Here is a 17,987-nt window from a genome sequence, read left to right as displayed (position 1 = left end):
TCACCACATCATATCTGTTGTTTAAATGAAGCCATGAAAGAAAATAAAGCACGTTCAAAATTACACCCTCGTAACCTACATAAAAATGGGTACGACTTCGATTTATTAACAACAGAGCATCCTGCTCTACTGCCCTTTGTTATAACCACACCTGCAGGGACTAAAAGTATTGATTTTAGTGATAACAAAGCCGTTAAAACACTTAACCAAGCTCTTTTAAAAGCACATTATAATATTGATTTTTGGGATATTCCCGAGCACAACTTATGCCCGCCTATACCTGGGCGTGTTGACTACATTCACTACTTGGCCGACCTATTAAGTGATGATAACCAACAACAAATACCTTTAGGTAAGCAAATTAAAGTACTTGATATTGGTACTGGTGCTAATTTAGTTTATCCGCTTACTGGTACAAGTGAATATAAATGGCATTTTACTGGGACTGATATTGATACAGCCTCAGTAAAAATAGCAAAGCAAATAGCCCAGTTTAATGGTTTAAAAATAACCCTAAAACAACAAAAAAACGCATCACATATTTTTGAAGGCGTTATAAATCAAAAAGATCTATACCATTTAACGCTCTGTAACCCTCCGTTTCATGCAAGTGAAGAAGAGGCAAGTAAAGGCAGTGAACGTAAATGGAAAAACTTAGGAAAAACACCCAGTAGCACGCTTAATTTTGGTGGCCATAATAATGAATTGTGGTGTGAAGGCGGTGAAGTACAGTTTATCTCTAATATGATTAAAGAAAGCGAAGACTTTGCAGAGCAAGTACTGTGGTTTACATCGTTAGTCTCTAAAAAAGATAATATTGCAGCCCTTGAAGAAGTATTAAAAGCTCACCCAATAGCACAGTATAAAATTGTTGATATGGCACAAGGTCAAAAAATTAGCCGCTTTATTGCATGGACCTACTTTGATAAAGCCACTCGTGAGCAAATTTGTAGCGAGCTTGATTAATACCAATTTTATTAAAAATAATAAAAAGGATAAGGCAATCATGATAGATTTTCGCTCTGATACAGTTACAAAACCAACAAAAGAAATGCGCGATATTATGTACAACGCACCGGTTGGTGACGATGTATATGGTGATGATGAAAGCGTTAACCAACTAGAAGCCTATGCGTGTAAGCGTTTTAATTTTGAAGCCGTACTTTATTGCAGCTCAGGCACACAAGCCAACTTACTTGCAATAATGGCGCATTGTGAGCGAGGTGACGAATACATTTGTGGCCAAAATGCTCACAATTATAAGTTTGAAGGTGGTGGCGCAGCTGTATTAGGGTCTGTGCAACCACAGCCTATTGAAAACGAAGCTGATGGCAGCATCCCTTTTAGTAAAATAGCGGCGGCTATAAAACCAGACGATTGCCATTTTGCAAAAACGCGATTGCTCAGCTTAGAAAATACCATTGGCGGAAAAGTACTCCCGCTTGAGTACTTAGCCCAAGCACGTGACTTTGTTAATACGCATAGTTTAGCGCTGCACTTAGACGGCGCACGTGCTTTTAATGCCGCTGTTGAGCTAAAAGTTGATATCACTGAAATTACAAAGCACTTTGACTCAGTTTCTATTTGTTTATCTAAAGGTTTGGGGGCGCCCGTAGGCTCTTTATTATTAGGCTCACCAGCACTTATTAATAAAGCAAGACGATGGAGAAAAGTACTTGGTGGCGGTATGCGCCAAGCCGGAATGCTTGCAGCTGCCGGGCAGTTTGCACTTGAGCACAATGTAGAGCGCTTAAAAGACGATCATGAAAATGCACGTTATTTGGCTCAACAATTAAGTGAAATCAGTGGTTTTACTGTCGATATGACTAACACCACTAATATGGTTTACGCAACATACAGTAGCAGTATAAATATTGAAGATATTGCTGAAGCGCTTAAACAACAAGGCATATTATTTAGCCCAAGCAAGCAGCTTAGGCTAGTTACGCATTTAGATATAACCCGCGAAGATATTGATACATTTTTAAATGCTTTATCGGCCCATATTTAACGCGGCTTTATAATGTTTGCGGCATACCGAAACATATCGGTCATTGCCGCCAATTTCTACTTGTTTACCATCGGCTATTGCTTCGCCATTTTCATCGGTACGCAGTACATGGTTTGCTTTACGTCCACAGTGGCAAACAGTTTTAAGCTCAACTAACTTATCAGCCCACGCAAGCAAATATTGCGACCCTATAAATAGCTCGCCTCTAAAGTCGTTACGCAGGCCATAACACAATACCGGTATACCGAGTTCATCAACCACATCGGTTAATTGCATTACTTGTTCTTTTGATAAAAATTGGCACTCGTCAACTAACACACAATGGCGCTTTTTATCATTATTGAGTGATTGAATAAGATCAAAAACATCTTTACTAGCATCAAATACATGCGCATCAGCTTGCAAACCAATACGAGACGATACTTTACCCACGCCTTGTCTATCATCAATGGCAGCAGTCAGGATCACAGGTTCCATACCACGTTCTTTATAATTAAATGCAGATTGTAATAACGTGGTTGATTTACCTGCATTCATTGCAGAGTAGTAAAAGTATAATTGAGCCATTGCGGTGCCATTTTATAAAAAGTGCGCTTATGCTACCTTAATATTAAATTAATACCAATTTACAAACGCGAATTTTATTTTGTCAGGGCCTGTTTATTTAAGTGTTTGTAAGTATTTAATATACACAGGTGCACTTTCAAATTTTGATAACCACTGCCACATTTGCAAGCTTAGAGCATTATTTTCTTCGTAGAATTTTTTTGAAAATACAAGGTAACCATGGCTGGTTTCGTAAGGGGGATAAATAGGTTTAACATTATTACCCTCATACGGATAACTCGACACTTTTAAGCCATCTACTTGGCATAGATCAACGCTCGCTTGCACTACCCCCTTATCTAGCAACTCAAAAGCTTTGCTTTTAGAAAACGTATTATGAATAAAAAATGGTTCTTCTTTTAACGCGCTATTTAGCCCATAACCATTAGGAATAGCGATCGTAAATGCTTTATTTTGAAATACTTCACGAGACTCCCATTCCTTATGAAATTTATAACGCCCTATAAGGCAGCTGCCAAATTCACTTACTGCGTAGTCATCTTGTAACTTACCTTGCTCATCAACAGGGTAAACAGCAACGTTTTCTCGCCCTTTGCGGTAACTTGCAATAACAGCATTAACTCGATTAAATTCTAAATCGTTTAAGCATCTACGCCATGGCTTTCTAACAAATGATATTGCTACATTGGGCAATGCTAAATCAAGTTTTTGAAGTATTTCGATTGATGCACCAGGTTTATCTGTTGGTATATTTTGGCCATCACCTAAAAACATAGGAGCTATATTTTTGTCTTCGTAACAAAACACGAGACTTTGCGGCTTGCTAAACGCAGTAGCGGTAAACATTAAACTGGCAATAAAAAAGTAAACTAAGCTATTAATACGCATAATAATTTTTATTAGTTGATTATTTAAATTATAGGTTGAGTTAAGCAGACTGGCTATATTTTATCAATTAATTTACATTAATCCTTCGTGTTTCAGCAACCACAGTTTCCTTTCAAGCCCACCAGCATAGCCCGTTAACTTTGCATTTGCGCCAATAATGCGGTGGCACGGTACAATAATACTAATCGGGTTTTTACCATTAGCAGCGCCTACTGCCCTCACTGCTTTTGGGTTATTGAGTTGGTTAGCAATATAGCCGTATGTTTGCGATTGTCCAAAAGGCACAGTTAATAGTGCTTGCCATACACTTTGCTGAAATACTGTACCGGTTGTATCAAGTGGCACATCAAACATAGTGCGTTTTTTTGCAAAGTACTCATTTAACTGCGCAGCGCAAATAAGCACCGCCTTGTTAGTAACTTGCTCAAATGGCGTATAAGAGTATTCAACTGGTGGATAAAAACCAACGTAACTCACACCTTTATCAGTCGCTTGAATAATTATGTCGTCTATAGGGCTCGAAATTGATGTTTGAATGATCATTATAATTGCTGCCAAAGTTGAAACGTTAAGTAAGAGCGAAAGGGAGCGCAATTAGCAGGCTCAAAAGGGTTTGCCGCCGCTTGAGCTTTTTTAACACCTAAGTCGCCATCAAGTAATATATCGGGTTGGCTTTGTCCTCGCAGCTTTGCATAATTTACTGTCCATGGGCCAATTCCCTTTAAGCTAAGCCATTCGTCTAAATCGTCATTTTCAGGATTTAGTGCACAAAACTGGGCTAAGTTGTGTAGCGCATTTTTGCGTGCTTGTGGCATTTTAAAAAATGCAAAATCACTATTAGCAACAATTTTAGCCGTAGGAAAATAAACGGCATCGCCCTCTTTTTCGCCTAATTCATCAACTAACTTTGTTACTAAATTATGCGCCGCAGTAACACTCACTTGTTGCCCAAGTACAGCTCTTATACCGGCTTCAAAACTTGACCAAATCCCCGGAAGTCTGAGCCCTTCACACACTGTAAACGCATTGTTTATATTGGCGCTTAAATGCGTTTCAATTAAATTAATATCGGCATCTAAATCAAGCACACGGCGTATATTATTTATAACAGGTTGTAAGTACGCCGTATTGTCTATATTGATAGATACACTAAAGTGGTTTTTATTAGCTATAAATTCAGCGTTAAAGCTTCCTTTATATTTATCACTTGCAAAAGTACGCCCGTAGCTCGTTTGTGTTATCCACTCCATTGGTTTTATCAAGCGCCTTTGTAAAAAGCCCTGCAAAGCAGGCCAATTATAAGGCGGCCTAAATGGTAGGGTTAAAATGAGTGTTGACGTTGGCTTTTTATCGCCACTGCGCAGCTTCGAGGGAGCTATATTTAACTGCTGTAAAAATGCATCATTAAAGCGCCTAATGCTTTTAAAACCTGCGGAAAACGCTATTTCGGTAAGGGGTAAATGTGTTTCTTGAATCAGTTTTTTAGCAAAGTGGCATTGGTTAAATAATCGATATTGCGTAATCGACACGCCAAAATACTGCTTAAACAACTGCCTCAAATAACGACTACTTATACCTAAACGAGCTGCTAATTTTTCGCAGTCGTGCTCGTCATTTTGATCTATTAACTGTTTTGCTCTTAGTGCAGTCGTTTTTGTACCCTGCCATGCTGCGCTGCCAGGGGCACTATCGGGCCTGCAACGAATACAGGGCCTAAAACCATCTTGCGCCGCGTTATGGGCAAACTGATAATAAGCAACGTTTTTTTCGTGAGCCGTTGGTGCAGGGCAAATTGGTCTGCAATATATACCGGTACTTTTTACCGCTACGTAAAAAAGCCCGTCAAAACGAGGATCGCGACTCTGACGTGCTTTTTGCCAATGTGAAGTGTCCATAAACGGCTCTATAAATTAATCTAATAGAGCCTAGCTTATAGAAAATAAACTGTATTACTAGCCATATTCGGCACTCAACTTACTGCGGCTAGATAGCGTTTTTCAACTTCAGTCCAATTAATTACATTATAAAAAGCAGCAATATAGTCAGGACGCTTATTTTGATACTTCAAATAGTAGGCATGCTCCCATACATCAAGTCCCAAAATAGGGGTATTTCCCTGCATTAAAGGGCAATCTTGATTAGCACTATTTTCTACAATCAACTTTTTATCTGGGGTCACACATAGCCACGCCCAACCACTGCCAAATTGATTAATTGCAGCAGCAGTAAATTGGTCTTTAAACTTATCAAAACTGCCAAACTGTTCATTTGTTGCCTGGGCTACACTACCTTCAGGTTCACCTCCTCCTTGAGGGCTCATTACTTGCCAAAATAAGCTGTGATTAAAATGCCCTCCTACATGCTCTTGTACTGCTTTTTGTAAATTACTAGGCAGGCTGTTTATTCCCTTAAGTAATTTTTCAGCATTTGCGGTTGCATAAACAGTATCTGCTAAAGCAGCATTGGCTTTATTGATATACGTTTGATGATGCAATGTGTGGTGAATATGCATTGTTTTACCATCAATATGAGGCTCAAGCGCATCGTACTCATAGTTAAGTGCAGGCAAAGTAAAAGCCATAAATACTCCTTTTTCTTTTAAATTAGTGCAGTTGATTGTTTGTAGTGCTCTCTGAGCATAAGCAAAAATTCACTTGCTCTATTAGCTCAGGTAAAAAATGATAGCGTCTTGCAAATAATACAAGTTCAGAGGACGTTTTAGTGTAATGATGCTTACTCACTTTTTGTATATCGTAATGAGTATGCTTAATTAGCGAACAGAGTGTTAAGTGTACTTCGCATAGCCATTTGCATGCATTTTCAGGCTGTTGCAAAGCTATATAGGTATCAGCTAAATTATGCGACGCAACAACAAGTGCGGGTATGCAATGCTCAATAGCATGGATGACATTGTTATTAATCTGAGCATATAAAAACTGCTGAAGAAGATGATCTGCAAGTGTTTTAGCTAATAAGTATTTATCGCGGGCTTCGAGAAGTGCACCTTGTTCAAATGCATAATTACCTTGCATTATATTCGACTGCCAAGGGCTTAATGCTTGATCAAGACAAAGTAAATCTGAGTGGGATTGTTTTTGATTTGAGATCATATAATCATCTGCACGTTTATTTATGGGCGTGTAGTTAACTTACACACCCACAAACCTAAATGCAAATGATTTTCATTAACTATTTAGCAAAGTCTAGTAATTCCTGCCCCGTTAAGCGATATATTATCCATTCGTTTTGAGGCTTTGCACCAATGCTATTGTAAAAATCGATAGCGGGTTTATTCCAATCAAGCACTACCCATTCAAAACGACCACAGTCATTACTAATCGCCTTATTAGCTAAGTGCTTCATAATGGCTTTACCTGCACCATTGCCACGGCTATCTGGGCTTACGTATAAATCTTCAAGGTATAGGCCATTTTTACCTAACCATGTAGAGTAATTATAAAAATAGACCGCAAAACCAATTGGCTCATCACCTTCTAAACAAATTATGCTGTGCGCAGTAGCACCATCGCTAAACAGCGTATCTAAAATAGCCTGCTCGTCTGTTTTTACTGCATCCGGTTCTTTTTCATATATGGCAAGTTCGGTAATAAAGTGCAAAATTGTTTTTGCATCACTTGGTTTTGCATCACGTATTATAACGGGTTGGCTCATTGTATTTTTACCTTAAATATACTGCTCTAATTTATCTTTTAAAATATCTAATTGAATCGGTTTGCTCAAGTAGTCATCCATTCCAGCGGTTATACAACGCTCTTTATCAGAGTCCATTGCGTTAGCCGTAATAGCAATGATTCTAATGTTTTTGTGTTGTATACCCGCCATACCTTTACGTATAGCTGCAGTTGCAGCAAAGCCATCCATAACAGGCATCTGGCAATCCATAAGAACGAGCTTAAAGAAACCAGAATCGTGAGACTCCAATATATCTATCGCTAATTGACCATTTTCGGCAATTGTAACGTCACAATTAAGCTTTTTGAGCATTAATGTAGCCACTTGCCGATTAATTGGATTATCTTCTACAAGTAATATTTGGGTAGGTTCCTGCACCTTTTCTTTTTTAAGAGAGGAAATATAGCCTGAAGTAACAAGTGGGAGTGTCTCATCTGAATCATTACTTGTTATGACTGACAGTGCAGAAATTAAATCGGCAGTGGTTACAGGTTTGGGGAAATATGCCTGAAAGCCTGCATTAGAATAGCGCTGCGCACCTTCCATACCAGCAATACTGGTCATCATTACAAGTGGCATTGATTTATAATGTTCATGTGCTTTTAGTGCTTTACACAGCTCTATACCATCCATTCCTGGCATTTGCATATCAAGCACTGCAATATCATACATACAATTGTTACTTTTATACTGCTGCGCGCACATATCAAGAGCTTCGCGTGCGTCACATGCAAGCGCAACCTTAGCGCCCCAGTGCTCAAGCTGCTGTGAAATTACAATTCGATTTGTCTCGTTATCATCAACAACCAAAACGGTTAGCTCTTCCATATTAATATTAGGAATATAACGTTCTTTTTGATCTCCCGGAGTCAGCATTATAGTGGCAGTAAAAGTACTCCCTTTACCGGCTTCGCTAGTGAGAGAGATAGCTCCCCCCATTAGTTCACAAAGCTGCTTACAAATAGCCAGCCCTAAGCCACTGCCTCCATATTCACGCGTTGTTGATGCATCGACTTGAGAGAAAGGGGTAAATAATTGCTCTTGTTTTTCTAAACTAATTCCTATGCCTGAGTCCTTTATACTTACAACAAACTCTATACCTTGAGCTACTTTATTAATTTTCGCGCTTACAACAACCTCGCCTTGACTCGTAAACTTAACGGCGTTGCTTAATAAATTAGTAATAACTTGGCGAATGCGCCCAGGATCGCCGCATAACTGCGAAGGCTCTAGCGCTACCAGATCCAAAATAATTTCAATACCTTTGTCTTGAGCTGTAAATGCTTGTGCGGCAGCAACTTCACCAATTAAATCACGTCCATTAAAGTTAATCTCTTCAAGCTCGATTTTACCTGCTTCAGCTTTAGAGAAATCTAAAATATCATTAATTACACCCAATAAAGAATGTGCACTTTTTTTGGCTATATCTACTTTTGTTTCTATTGGTTTAGATAACGACTCTAATTGAACAAGCTCTAGCATACCGAGTACGCCATTCATTGGCGTTCTAATTTCATGGCTCATGGTTGCTAAAAATTGGCTCTTAGCAATGGCTGCATCTTCAGCTTTTACAAGTGCTACTTTTAGCTCCTCACTAATTACTTTTCGTTTTTGAGAAACTAAAGTGCTTCCCACTAAAGTAGCTAATGAGCGAAGATACGTTTCTTCACTTTGCGTCCAGTTGTGATGTTCGCCTACTGTTTCAGCGCACAAAATACCTAAATTACCATCGCCTGTTGCAATTACAGCATCAAGCATCGATTTAATATTTAGTGGTGTTACATATACTTTAATAAAATCAACAGTTGCTGAGTGAGTATAAACATCATCAATAGCCACTAAATTATGTTTATAAATAGCATTAAAATAAGCTGGGTAGTCTTTAGCAGTTAAAATAGCGTCGGTATCTACAAACCCTTGACCATTTATATATAAGCAATGACACGTCATCACATCTCGTTTTTCGTTAAAAATCCATACCGACGCACGTGTAACATTTAGCACTTCACACATAGATTTAACGGCTAGCTTTTTAACCTGTTCTACATCACTATTTTGCACCTCAGGTGCGACTGTAAGCGCGGCTAAATTTTTGTTATAACGATTTGCTTTTTCGCTCTCAAGTTCAAGTCGTTTATGTGCATCAATACTTTGAAATGAACCAAACACACGTACACATTTACCGTCTTTAAGCTCAGCTTGGCCCATCGATTTAACCCAACGCTCTTGCCCAGAATAGGTCAAAATAATAAGCTCTACACTCCAGCTTTCACCTAAAGTCACTGCGCACTCAAATAAGGTACTTATAGTATCTCGGTGTATGCCTGGTTTATAAAAGTTAATAGCGGTATCTATGCTCGGTTCAAAGTCCTCTGGTACTTCGTGAATAACTTTAACTTCATCAGACCAATAAAGTGTATGCGCATCTAAGTCCATCTCCCATGCGCCAATCTGCCCTTGCTTACTCATTGATTCAAGTAGGCTTTGCTGACGATTTATTTTTAACTGTGTATTGTAACGCTCTGTAATATCAAAAATAAATCCATCTAAATACAATATGCTGCCATCATCTGCGTAAATGGCTTGGCCTTTTTCATTTACCCAATGTAAGGAGCCATCGCGGGCTGTAATCCTATACTCAACAGACCATGACTGCTTAGCGCTAACACAACGTAGAATTTCATCTTTTATTTTTTTAGAATCGTCTTCGCATATCAAATCAAAAAAGCTGGGGGGTTCATCATGTATCAACTCATCAGGTGAATAACCTGTTATTCCACTCGCTTGCTCGCTCATATAAAGCATGCTTAATTTATTATCAAACTTACATCGATAAATAATGCCAGGGATATTTGATACCAAAGATTCAAACCTATCGCGGCTTCCTTGTAGCTCAAGCTCTGTAGATTTTCGTTCTGATATATCTAAATGCGTACCTATCATACGTTTTGGAGAGCCATCGGTATTCCACTCAACTACTTTTGCAGTATCGAGTACCCATATCCAATGTCCATTTTTATGCTTCATGCGGGCTTCACTAACAAAATAGTCAGTCTCACCGGCAAAGTGCTCTTGAAGTTTTTTATTTGATATCACTAAGTCGTCTGGGTGAGCATATTTATACCAAGTATCTATAGTACAAGGCTCAATCTCACTGAGTTTGTAACCTATTATCTCGGCCCAGCGGTTATTAAACGTCACTTTATTAGTATCAATATACCAATCCCAAATACCCACAGCTGTTGAGTCTATCACTAGCTGTAACTGTGTTTTGTGTTGCTCAAGCTCTAGCTCTTGTACTTTCAGGGCTGTAATGTCATTACGAATAGCAATATAGTTTTGCGGTTTTCCATTTTCATCTAAAAATGGTGCAATTGTCGTATCTACCCAATATATGCCACCATGCTTAGCTTTATTGCATATTTGCCCGTTCCATATATCACCACGTTTAAGCGTTTTATACATATTTTTAAAAAATGCTTTTTCGTGTTTTCCTGAATTTAAAAGGCGATGGTTTTGACCTATTAATTCGTGTTCATCGTAGCCACTAATCTCACAAAATTTCTTATTTACAAAAGTGATGGTGCCATGCAAATCAGTTACAGCAACAATAGCGTGTTCATCTAATGCACTTTTTTGCTCGGCTAATTGTTTTAATGCAATTTGAAGTGCAGAGCGTTGCTTTTGTAATATACTTTGTTGCTCTTCTTTTACGGCTACTAAATTACGTAAACCCAATGAAAGCTGGTTAAACTCAATACTGTCGTTTATTACAGGGACTTTTACCTTGTCTCCTTTTGTAATACTTTCAACAATTTTAGCTAAGTTAATTAAAGGTCTAAAAAGTCGACGCCCAAACCACCACGATGACGTTAATATAAGCAGTAATGCCCCCGCATTTGTTAATAAAGCAAGCTGTTTATAAAAATTAGCACCTTGTAGTGCAACTTCTTTTGGTTTTGTTACAAGTAACTGCCATCCAGATTCATTTAAAAACTCTAGAGAATCAATATACCCGTATAAAGTCTCTTCATTTTTATTACTGTAAGAAAAGACACGTTGCATTGGGGAGCCGTTTTGAGAGAAAAATAATGGTTGAGAATCTTCTGAATTATTATTTTTTTGAATTTTATTATTATGCATAACATAAAATGTTATGTCTTTATTTGCAGCGTGTATTTTACTTAGATTATTTAATAAGCCGTTTAAATTTATATCTGCGAGCAATATAGCTTGTAGCTTATTTTCGGTATTTACTAACGGTAAGCCAATAATATGATACTCACGCCCTGAGACTGTCATTGACTGAAATTGGATTTTACCTGTATTTTTAATACCAGAGAGTATGTTATTAAAACGTTGATCTTTAATAATATTAATAAAGGGAGATGAAGGTAGTGATTTAACGAGGTTTACATCAATAAGTTCTACATTATTAACAAAGTCGTACTGCTCAACAAATTGCGCTATTAATTGTTGTTTTTTAGTCGGGCTAATATCAAACTGCGCCCTAAGCAAATATAGATCCTTAACATGCTCTGCAAACCAAATATCAGCAAATTGCTTACCTATATTATTAAGCTCGTTAAGTTCAGCGTCTGCATTTTGCTTAAGCGTGCTATTTACATGTCCAAGGCTAAACCAAGTAAGTATACAAAGTGGCCCTAAGGCTATAATTATAAAGGTTATAATTAACTTACTTCGAACAGACTGTCCTTTACCTGTTAATTCACCAAAGTTTAAACCTTTGTGCATGCTTAATATCCAGCAACTTATAATCATTTAATATTACTTACATTAATGCACTAAATATATAAAGACGCAAGTTTTGAGCGGTAAACTCCTTAAAAAATGGGTGTTTAGCGTTACAATATTAAATTCACACTTTTTAAAATATACGCCTTTATTACTAACTTATAATTAGATTTATTGACGCTACCACATCTGTAGCGGTTTTAAACCAGCCATGATATAAGCAATATTCAATTAATACATTTGAGGTCATTATGGCGCACGATCACTCACATAGTCATGTAGACGAAAACCAGAGCGATAAACAGCTAACCGTCGCTGTGGTTATTAATGTATTGCTAACCGTAGCCCAAGTTATTGGCGGGGTATTTTCGGGCAGTTTGTCACTTATAGCCGATGCACTTCATAATTTAAGTGATGCTGCCGCTATATTTATCGCGCTCGTTGCACGTAAAATTGGTAATAAACCTGCTGACACCACTCATCATTTTGGCTATAAACGCGCTGAAATACTTGCCACACTTTTTAATAGCAGTACATTGATATTAATTGGTGTGTATTTAATTTTTGAAGCCATTTCGAGCTATTTAAACCCTCAACTAATCAATGGTTGGATAGTTGTGTGGGTGGCAGCAATAGCATTGATTATTGATTTAGCAACCGCATATTTAACCTACCGAGCTGGCGCAAATCACAGTATAAATATAAAAGCGGCCTTTATTCATAACGTATCAGATGCAATGGCATCTATTGTTGTTATTATTGCGGGCACCTTAATTATTTTATACCAGTGGTATATCGTTGACTTAATTGCCACTGTGCTTATTTCTCTTTATGTAATTTATCATGGCATTTTACTATTAAAGCAAAGCTGCAAAATTTTAATGCAAGCAGCGCCTAGCAATATTGATACAGATGCAATATCACATGCTATTAGTAATGAATTTAATATCGAATCGGTAATGAGCATCAAGCTTTGGCAACTAGACGATAAAGAAAATTATTGCGAGCTTATTATTAGCACTCAGCACGTAATTGATTTAGCCGCAGTTAAAAGTTTTTTACACAACAATTTTAATATCGAAAATTGCATAATAGAAATCCGACCAATCGCGAATAAAAGCCTAATTTAATGTTCTTAATAACAAGCTAAACCAAATACATAACTATTTAATTGAAAACAGCTCGTATTATCATTTACAATATTGTCATTAACTCATAATGAGATACCGTTTTTGAAACTTTGGTTACGTAGAATTCATTTTGGCCTTGCCCTAATTAGCGGACTATTTTTATTAATAGTGAGCCTAACCGGTGCTGTTATGATTTATGCAAAAGACATACAGCACCTAATAGAGCCTGCAAAATGGCAAGTAACACCCCAAAAAAACTTAATGCATTACGATGAACTTATACAAAATGTACAAGCTCAAACTAAGCAAAAAATCACCTTTTTTATGCCCGAACAAGCGCCAAACGCAGCATGGCAATTTCGGTTAGCCAATAAACACTACGCCAGTGTTAACCCCTACTCTGGGAGTGTACTAAACATCTATGAATCAACCGATACGATTTATGGGTTTGCTATGGGATTACATCGTTGGCTGTTATTTGAAAACAGTAAAGGTGAAAAAACCTTTCGAAATTGGATGTCAGTATGTGCATTGCTACTTTTAATAAATGTATTACTGGGCTTTTATTTATGGGTAAAGCCCAAAAACAGAGTTAAACGTTTAGCTATAAAACCAAAAGCCAAATTTAGAGTGCTCATGTATCAATTACATACAGTGCTTGGTGTTTACTTTTTTATACCGCTTATGCTGATTGCCTTTACTGGTATGGCATTTAACTGGAAAACACAAACTCAATCGGTATTAGAATTTGTGACCTTAAACAAGGTAGAACAAAGACCTAAAGCACCAAAAGTAATAACCCCTTCTCAAGCTGCTTTAAACTACAATGAAGCAATTAAAAATGCAGAGGACGTATTTCCAGACGGTAAATTATATAGAGTTTACTTACCTAAAAAGGATGACGAAGCAATTGCACTGAGAATGCAAAACCCTGGCGAAAGTCACGCTTACAGCTGGGTTTGGACTAACCCATTTACGGGTAAAGTATTAAACTCATTTGACGCCAGTAAAACAAACTTCACAACACAAGCATGGAACTTCAAATATAAGTTTCACATTGGTGATTTTGCAGGTCCTATCGTGCAGTTTTTATGGTTATTAATAGCCCTTTCACTCGCATTATTTATTGTAAGCGGTGTATATTTTTGGTTAAAACGCCATAAATGGAAATAAATCTCATTAACACTTGCGTCATTAGTTGATAATAATTACCATTACGTAAATTATTATCGACTAAGACACCCCATGTTAAAAACTTCGCTTTGCCTTATTGCTGTTGCAATAAGTACTAACACGTTAGCAAATGAAAATAATAAAAATGAATACAATTCTGATCAATTTGAGCATGTCATTGTTTCAGGCAGCCGCATATCAGAAAGCATTGACGAAGTACCAGCCTCGATCACCGTTATTAATCAGCAACAAATACAACGGCATTTAAAAGTAAGCTCAGAGCTGGGAAGTTTACTCGCGCAAATGGTTCCAGGGCTTGCCCCAGATACTGGTAGTTCAAGTAATTCAGGACAAACACTACGCGGCCGTGCGCCTCTAATAATGATTGATGGCGTACCGCAATCAACCCCTCTTCGTAATGGTTCTTTAGGCGTAAAAACACTTGATGCAAGTGCCATAGCGCGCATTGAAGTCATAAAAGGCGCAACGTCTATTTATGGTAATGGTGCCTCAGGTGGCATTATTAACTACATAACAAAACAAGCGCGTAGTGATGGTAAACCTGAAGGTGAAATAAGTATTTCAAGCCGCTTTAGCGCTGTTAAGTTAGCAGAAAGTGGTGGCGGCAGAATAGCGGCTGCAGTAAACGGTAAGCTCGACCAACTAAGCTACCTGTTAACGGCAAGCTATGAAGAAAACGGCGTACAACGCGATGCGCAGGGCGATATTTTAGGCTTACAATATGGTTTATCAGACTCTGAAACTCAAAACTATTTTACCAAACTAACTTATGATTTTGACGACGAAAAGCAACTGCAGTTTAGCTATAACTATTTCAGCTCACAGCAAAAAACTGATTTAGGCGATGTTACTGGCGATGGTAATATAGGAGAAAAAACATACGCTATACATGTCCCCTTAGAGCTTCAAAAACAAGGTAAGCCGCAAGGACCCGATGGCAACGAAAATATAACCCTAAAATATGTTGATTACGCGTTGTTTGAAAACACACAAATGACCCTCGATCTTTATAAACAAGATATAGAAAACGTATTCTTTTTCTCCACTAACCTAGCTAACCTCGATGAAGGCTATACCGGTGGCCAATCCGTTATTAAATCAGACAAGCAAGGTGCAAGGGCTACATTTAATAGTCAGTTTGATTTTGAAAACGTAACAGCCACCTTAATCTACGGTATTGATGCCTTAAACGATAAAACATCGCAACCTTTAGTAGATGGCCGTGTATGGGTGCCCGAAATGGACATGAAAAGTGTGGCTGGCTTTTTACAAACTAAATGGGTAATAAACGACGATATTATTGTAAAAGCGGGTGTAAGAAACGAAAGCATTGATTTGAGTGTAAGTGACTACCAAACGCTAAAACTTTGCAAAACCGTATCGCAATGTTCAGTACCATTAAATGTGCGTGGTGATACCATAAACTATGACGCTACAACGTATAACGCAGGCATAAAATACAATTTAATAGATGCATTCAGCCCATTTTTTAGTTATTCACAGGGCTCTGACATTTCTGATATTGGTCGCCTACTTCGCGCTGCAACCGTTGACGATATTGCACTTATTCAGACACAAGCATCTATAATTGACAACTACGAAGTTGGTTTTACTTCACAGTTTGAAAACGTTCGTTTTGAATTTGCACTGTACAGAAGTACTTCAGAGCTTGGCACCAGTAATGAATTTAACGAAGTAACGGGTGTTTACGAACCCGTACGCGCACCTCAAGAAATATGGGGTTACGAAGGTTTAGTTAATTATACTATTAACCAAGACCTTAAATTAGGTGCTACATACAGCTACGTAGAAGGTAAAAACACCGAAGCGGATGAATATTTAGGGGCAAAACAAATCAGCCCGCCGAAAGCCACTGCTAATTTAACATGGCAAACCAACGAAAAGTTATCACTTGCAATGAGTTTTTTATATGTAGGCGACAGAAAGCGTTTTGATAAAAATGCACAGGGCCAATACTCTGGCGATCAAGGCCCTGTTAGTAGCTACAACACATTTAACTTAAGTGGCCAATACAATGTTAACGCCAGCTGGAGTGGCTATTTTGGTATCGAAAACCTGTTCAATAGCGATTACTACCCTGCCCGCGCACAATCTTACACTTACGGCGGCTATAACATCAAAGGATTAGGCACAACGGCTACCCTAGGTGCTAAATACCAGTTTTAATTAGTAATAGACTCAATAAATAGGCATCAGCATGCCTATTTATTTAAAAAGATAATATGAAAAGCAGTATCTCTACTTATTGTTTATAAATACCTCTAGTAATCATTCTCAGATACTAATACAAATAAAAAACTGTCCATAAACCAAGCAGTAACGCAAACTTAAATAAGAATCAAAACCAATAGTAACGCAATGATTTTTATAGAGAAAACTTGCAATATAGGCTATATGTACTACACTGCATACAATTGAAATAGTTGAGGCGATTTATCATGAAAGGTAATCAAAAAGTAATCGATGCGTTTAATACATTGTTAGCTAACGAATTAGCAGCAATCGATCAGTATTTTATACACTCGCGCATGTATGACGACTGGGGTTTAAACAAACTATACGAGCGCCTTAACCACGAAATGGAAGAAGAAAAAGATCACGCAGACTGGCTTATTAAGCGCATCTTGTTTTTAGAAGGTGTACCAAATATGACTAAGCGCCGTGATTTACTTATCGGTAACGATGTAAAAAGCATGATGCAAAACGATTTAACACTAGAGCTTGAAGTAGTTGCGTGTGTTAAAGACGTAATCGCAATATGTGAAGAACAACAAGATTATCAATCTCGTAGCATTTTAGAAAAGCTGTTATTTGATACCGAAGAAGACCATGTTTACTGGTTAGAGCAACAACTTGGTCTAATTGATAAAATTGGTTCTGAAAATTATCATCAAGCACAAATGGCTTAGTAGGAGCATACTATGAAAGGCGATAAAGACGTAATTGCAGCGCTTAATAAAGTACTCGCTAATGAGCTTGTTGGTATTAATCAATACTTTTTACATGCACGCATGTTTAAAGATTTTGGTTTCACTCAATTAGACAAAGCAGATTACAAAGTATCAATTCAAAAAATGAAAAACGCCGATCGTTTAATCGAGCGTATTTTGTTTTTAGAAGGCTTACCAAATCTTCAAGACCTAGGCCGATTACGTATTGGTGAAAACAGCGAAGAAATGATTGCTGCTAATATGAGCTTTGAACTCGATACTATTGACGAGTTACGAAGTGCTGTAAAACTGGCTGAAAGTAAAAAAGATTACATTACCCGTGAAGCCCTTGATCACATTTTAAATGAGCAAGAAGAGCAAATTGATTGGTTAGAAACTCAACAATTGCTTATTAAAAATACGGGTATTAAAAACTACTTGCAGTCTCAACTGTAAATAGTAACAAGCATAAAAAAAGCAGCTAAAAAGCTGCTTTTTTTATATCTAAATTTTTATATGTAATTAAGCAACTTGATCCGTTACATCCGCAATTTGAATAAGTCTGCGATTAAGGATCTTTTTAGTACAACCACAACACTTACCGCATTGGCTGCCTACTTTAAGCTCTTTGGTTAATTCACGCATGGTCGTTGCACCATCGTCAATTGTTTGCTCAATTTTTTTATCAGTCACACCGTGACAAAGACAAATATACATCAATACAAACCGTGTTAATTACAATCAATAGATGCATACTAATCTAAACGACAATTGTTATCAATAGCTTCTTCACTAATA

16 protein-coding genes are annotated in these 17,987 nt (G+C 37.6%); 7 read left to right on the top strand and 9 right to left on the bottom strand.

Annotated features, from left to right (window positions below):
- The first annotated feature begins 33 nt into the window (after positions 1–33).
- On the top strand, positions 34–966 hold the full coding sequence (rlmF, locus tag H5087_RS02890; RefSeq protein ID WP_182671100.1) for a 23S rRNA (adenine(1618)-N(6))-methyltransferase RlmF: 933 nt from the start codon (positions 34–36) through the stop codon (positions 964–966).
- A 40-nt stretch (positions 967–1,006) separates the two neighbouring features.
- Positions 1,007–2,011: a low-specificity L-threonine aldolase gene (gene ltaE, locus H5087_RS02885; protein ID WP_182671099.1), complete on the top strand. Its 1,005-nt coding sequence runs from the start codon at positions 1,007–1,009 to the stop codon at positions 2,009–2,011.
- On the opposite strand, the gene H5087_RS02880 is transcribed toward ltaE, so the two are convergent.
- The 8 genes from H5087_RS02880 to H5087_RS02845 form a co-directional block, all read right to left on the bottom strand.
- Positions 1,994–2,578 (bottom strand): thymidine kinase, encoded by a 585-nt coding sequence (locus H5087_RS02880; protein ID WP_182671098.1) that lies wholly within the window; start codon positions 2,576–2,578, stop codon positions 1,994–1,996. The two genes, ltaE and H5087_RS02880, sit on opposite strands and share 18 nt — an antisense overlap.
- A gap of 93 nt (positions 2,579–2,671) precedes the next feature.
- Positions 2,672–3,466: an amino acid ABC transporter substrate-binding protein gene (locus tag H5087_RS02875; RefSeq protein WP_182671097.1), complete on the bottom strand. Its 795-nt coding sequence runs from the start codon at positions 3,464–3,466 to the stop codon at positions 2,672–2,674.
- A gap of 72 nt (positions 3,467–3,538) precedes the next feature.
- A complete protein-coding gene (locus H5087_RS02870) occupies positions 3,539–4,009 on the bottom strand; it encodes a methylated-DNA--[protein]-cysteine S-methyltransferase (protein ID WP_182671096.1) in 471 nt (156 codons plus the stop codon).
- Positions 4,009–5,361: a DNA-3-methyladenine glycosylase 2 family protein gene (locus H5087_RS02865; protein WP_182671095.1), complete on the bottom strand. Its 1,353-nt coding sequence runs from the start codon at positions 5,359–5,361 to the stop codon at positions 4,009–4,011. The genes H5087_RS02870 and H5087_RS02865 overlap by 1 nt, the downstream gene beginning before the upstream one ends.
- 74 nt (positions 5,362–5,435) lie before the next feature.
- Positions 5,436–6,047 (bottom strand): superoxide dismutase, encoded by a 612-nt coding sequence (locus H5087_RS02860; protein WP_182671094.1) that lies wholly within the window; start codon positions 6,045–6,047, stop codon positions 5,436–5,438.
- 22 nt (positions 6,048–6,069) lie between these two features.
- Entirely contained in the window at positions 6,070–6,576 is a 507-nt protein-coding gene (locus H5087_RS02855; RefSeq protein ID WP_182671093.1) for a hypothetical protein, read from the bottom strand.
- A gap of 79 nt (positions 6,577–6,655) precedes the next feature.
- A complete protein-coding gene (locus tag H5087_RS02850) occupies positions 6,656–7,138 on the bottom strand; it encodes a GNAT family N-acetyltransferase (RefSeq protein WP_002958990.1) in 483 nt (160 codons plus the stop codon).
- A 12-nt stretch (positions 7,139–7,150) separates the two neighbouring features.
- The gene (locus tag H5087_RS02845) at positions 7,151–11,914 is read right to left on the bottom strand and encodes a PAS domain-containing protein (RefSeq protein ID WP_182671092.1); all 4,764 of its coding nucleotides are present in this window, start codon (positions 11,912–11,914) and stop codon (positions 7,151–7,153) included.
- A 251-nt stretch (positions 11,915–12,165) separates the two neighbouring features.
- Here H5087_RS02845 and H5087_RS02840 point away from each other — a divergent pair, with 251 nt between their 5' ends.
- From H5087_RS02840 to bfr (H5087_RS02820), 5 genes are all read left to right on the top strand, one after another.
- Positions 12,166–13,044: a cation diffusion facilitator family transporter gene (locus H5087_RS02840; protein WP_182671091.1), complete on the top strand. Its 879-nt coding sequence runs from the start codon at positions 12,166–12,168 to the stop codon at positions 13,042–13,044.
- A 102-nt stretch (positions 13,045–13,146) separates the two neighbouring features.
- Positions 13,147–14,217, top strand: coding sequence for a PepSY domain-containing protein (locus H5087_RS02835; RefSeq protein ID WP_182671090.1), 1,071 nt, complete (start codon positions 13,147–13,149; stop codon positions 14,215–14,217).
- A gap of 72 nt (positions 14,218–14,289) precedes the next feature.
- Positions 14,290–16,425, top strand: coding sequence for a TonB-dependent receptor (locus H5087_RS02830; RefSeq protein WP_182671089.1), 2,136 nt, complete (start codon positions 14,290–14,292; stop codon positions 16,423–16,425).
- Between the two features lie 272 nt (positions 16,426–16,697).
- The gene (gene bfr / locus H5087_RS02825; RefSeq protein WP_002958985.1) at positions 16,698–17,168 is read left to right on the top strand and encodes a bacterioferritin; all 471 of its coding nucleotides are present in this window, start codon (positions 16,698–16,700) and stop codon (positions 17,166–17,168) included.
- A gap of 12 nt (positions 17,169–17,180) precedes the next feature.
- Positions 17,181–17,645 (top strand): bacterioferritin, encoded by a 465-nt coding sequence (gene bfr, locus H5087_RS02820; protein ID WP_002958984.1) that lies wholly within the window; start codon positions 17,181–17,183, stop codon positions 17,643–17,645.
- A 66-nt stretch (positions 17,646–17,711) separates the two neighbouring features.
- Here the strand turns inward: bfr (H5087_RS02820) and H5087_RS02815 are convergent, their stop codons facing one another.
- On the bottom strand, positions 17,712–17,906 hold the full coding sequence (locus H5087_RS02815) for a (2Fe-2S)-binding protein (protein ID WP_002960627.1): 195 nt from the start codon (positions 17,904–17,906) through the stop codon (positions 17,712–17,714).
- Between the last annotated feature and the right edge of the window lie 81 nt (positions 17,907–17,987).

The organism is Pseudoalteromonas sp. SR43-7 (assembly GCF_014163785.1).
GTDB classification, from domain to species: Bacteria; Pseudomonadota; Gammaproteobacteria; order Enterobacterales; family Alteromonadaceae; genus Pseudoalteromonas; species Pseudoalteromonas distincta.
This window is presented reverse-complemented; position numbering and strand designations above follow the sequence as displayed.

What these genes read in the sequence shown, in the direction of transcription:
- rlmF (WP_182671100.1), top strand. Translation starts at nt 34, where the DNA reads ATGAAAGAAAATAAAGCACGTTCAAAATTACACCCTCGTAACCTACAT.
- ltaE (WP_182671099.1), top strand. Translation starts at nt 1,007, where the DNA reads ATGATAGATTTTCGCTCTGATACAGTTACAAAACCAACAAAAGAAATG.
- H5087_RS02880 (WP_182671098.1), bottom strand. Translation starts at nt 2,578, where the DNA reads ATGGCTCAATTATACTTTTACTACTCTGCAATGAATGCAGGTAAATCA.
- H5087_RS02875 (WP_182671097.1), bottom strand. Translation starts at nt 3,466, where the DNA reads ATGCGTATTAATAGCTTAGTTTACTTTTTTATTGCCAGTTTAATGTTT.
- H5087_RS02870 (WP_182671096.1), bottom strand. Translation starts at nt 4,009, where the DNA reads ATGATCATTCAAACATCAATTTCGAGCCCTATAGACGACATAATTATT.
- H5087_RS02865 (WP_182671095.1), bottom strand. Translation starts at nt 5,361, where the DNA reads ATGGACACTTCACATTGGCAAAAAGCACGTCAGAGTCGCGATCCTCGT.
- H5087_RS02860 (WP_182671094.1), bottom strand. Translation starts at nt 6,047, where the DNA reads ATGGCTTTTACTTTGCCTGCACTTAACTATGAGTACGATGCGCTTGAG.
- H5087_RS02855 (WP_182671093.1), bottom strand. Translation starts at nt 6,576, where the DNA reads ATGATCTCAAATCAAAAACAATCCCACTCAGATTTACTTTGTCTTGAT.
- H5087_RS02850 (WP_002958990.1), bottom strand. Translation starts at nt 7,138, where the DNA reads ATGAGCCAACCCGTTATAATACGTGATGCAAAACCAAGTGATGCAAAA.
- H5087_RS02845 (WP_182671092.1), bottom strand. Translation starts at nt 11,914, where the DNA reads ATGCACAAAGGTTTAAACTTTGGTGAATTAACAGGTAAAGGACAGTCT.
- H5087_RS02840 (WP_182671091.1), top strand. Translation starts at nt 12,166, where the DNA reads ATGGCGCACGATCACTCACATAGTCATGTAGACGAAAACCAGAGCGAT.
- H5087_RS02830 (WP_182671089.1), top strand. Translation starts at nt 14,290, where the DNA reads ATGTTAAAAACTTCGCTTTGCCTTATTGCTGTTGCAATAAGTACTAAC.
- bfr (WP_002958985.1), top strand. Translation starts at nt 16,698, where the DNA reads ATGAAAGGTAATCAAAAAGTAATCGATGCGTTTAATACATTGTTAGCT.
- bfr (WP_002958984.1), top strand. Translation starts at nt 17,181, where the DNA reads ATGAAAGGCGATAAAGACGTAATTGCAGCGCTTAATAAAGTACTCGCT.
- H5087_RS02815 (WP_002960627.1), bottom strand. Translation starts at nt 17,906, where the DNA reads ATGTATATTTGTCTTTGTCACGGTGTGACTGATAAAAAAATTGAGCAA.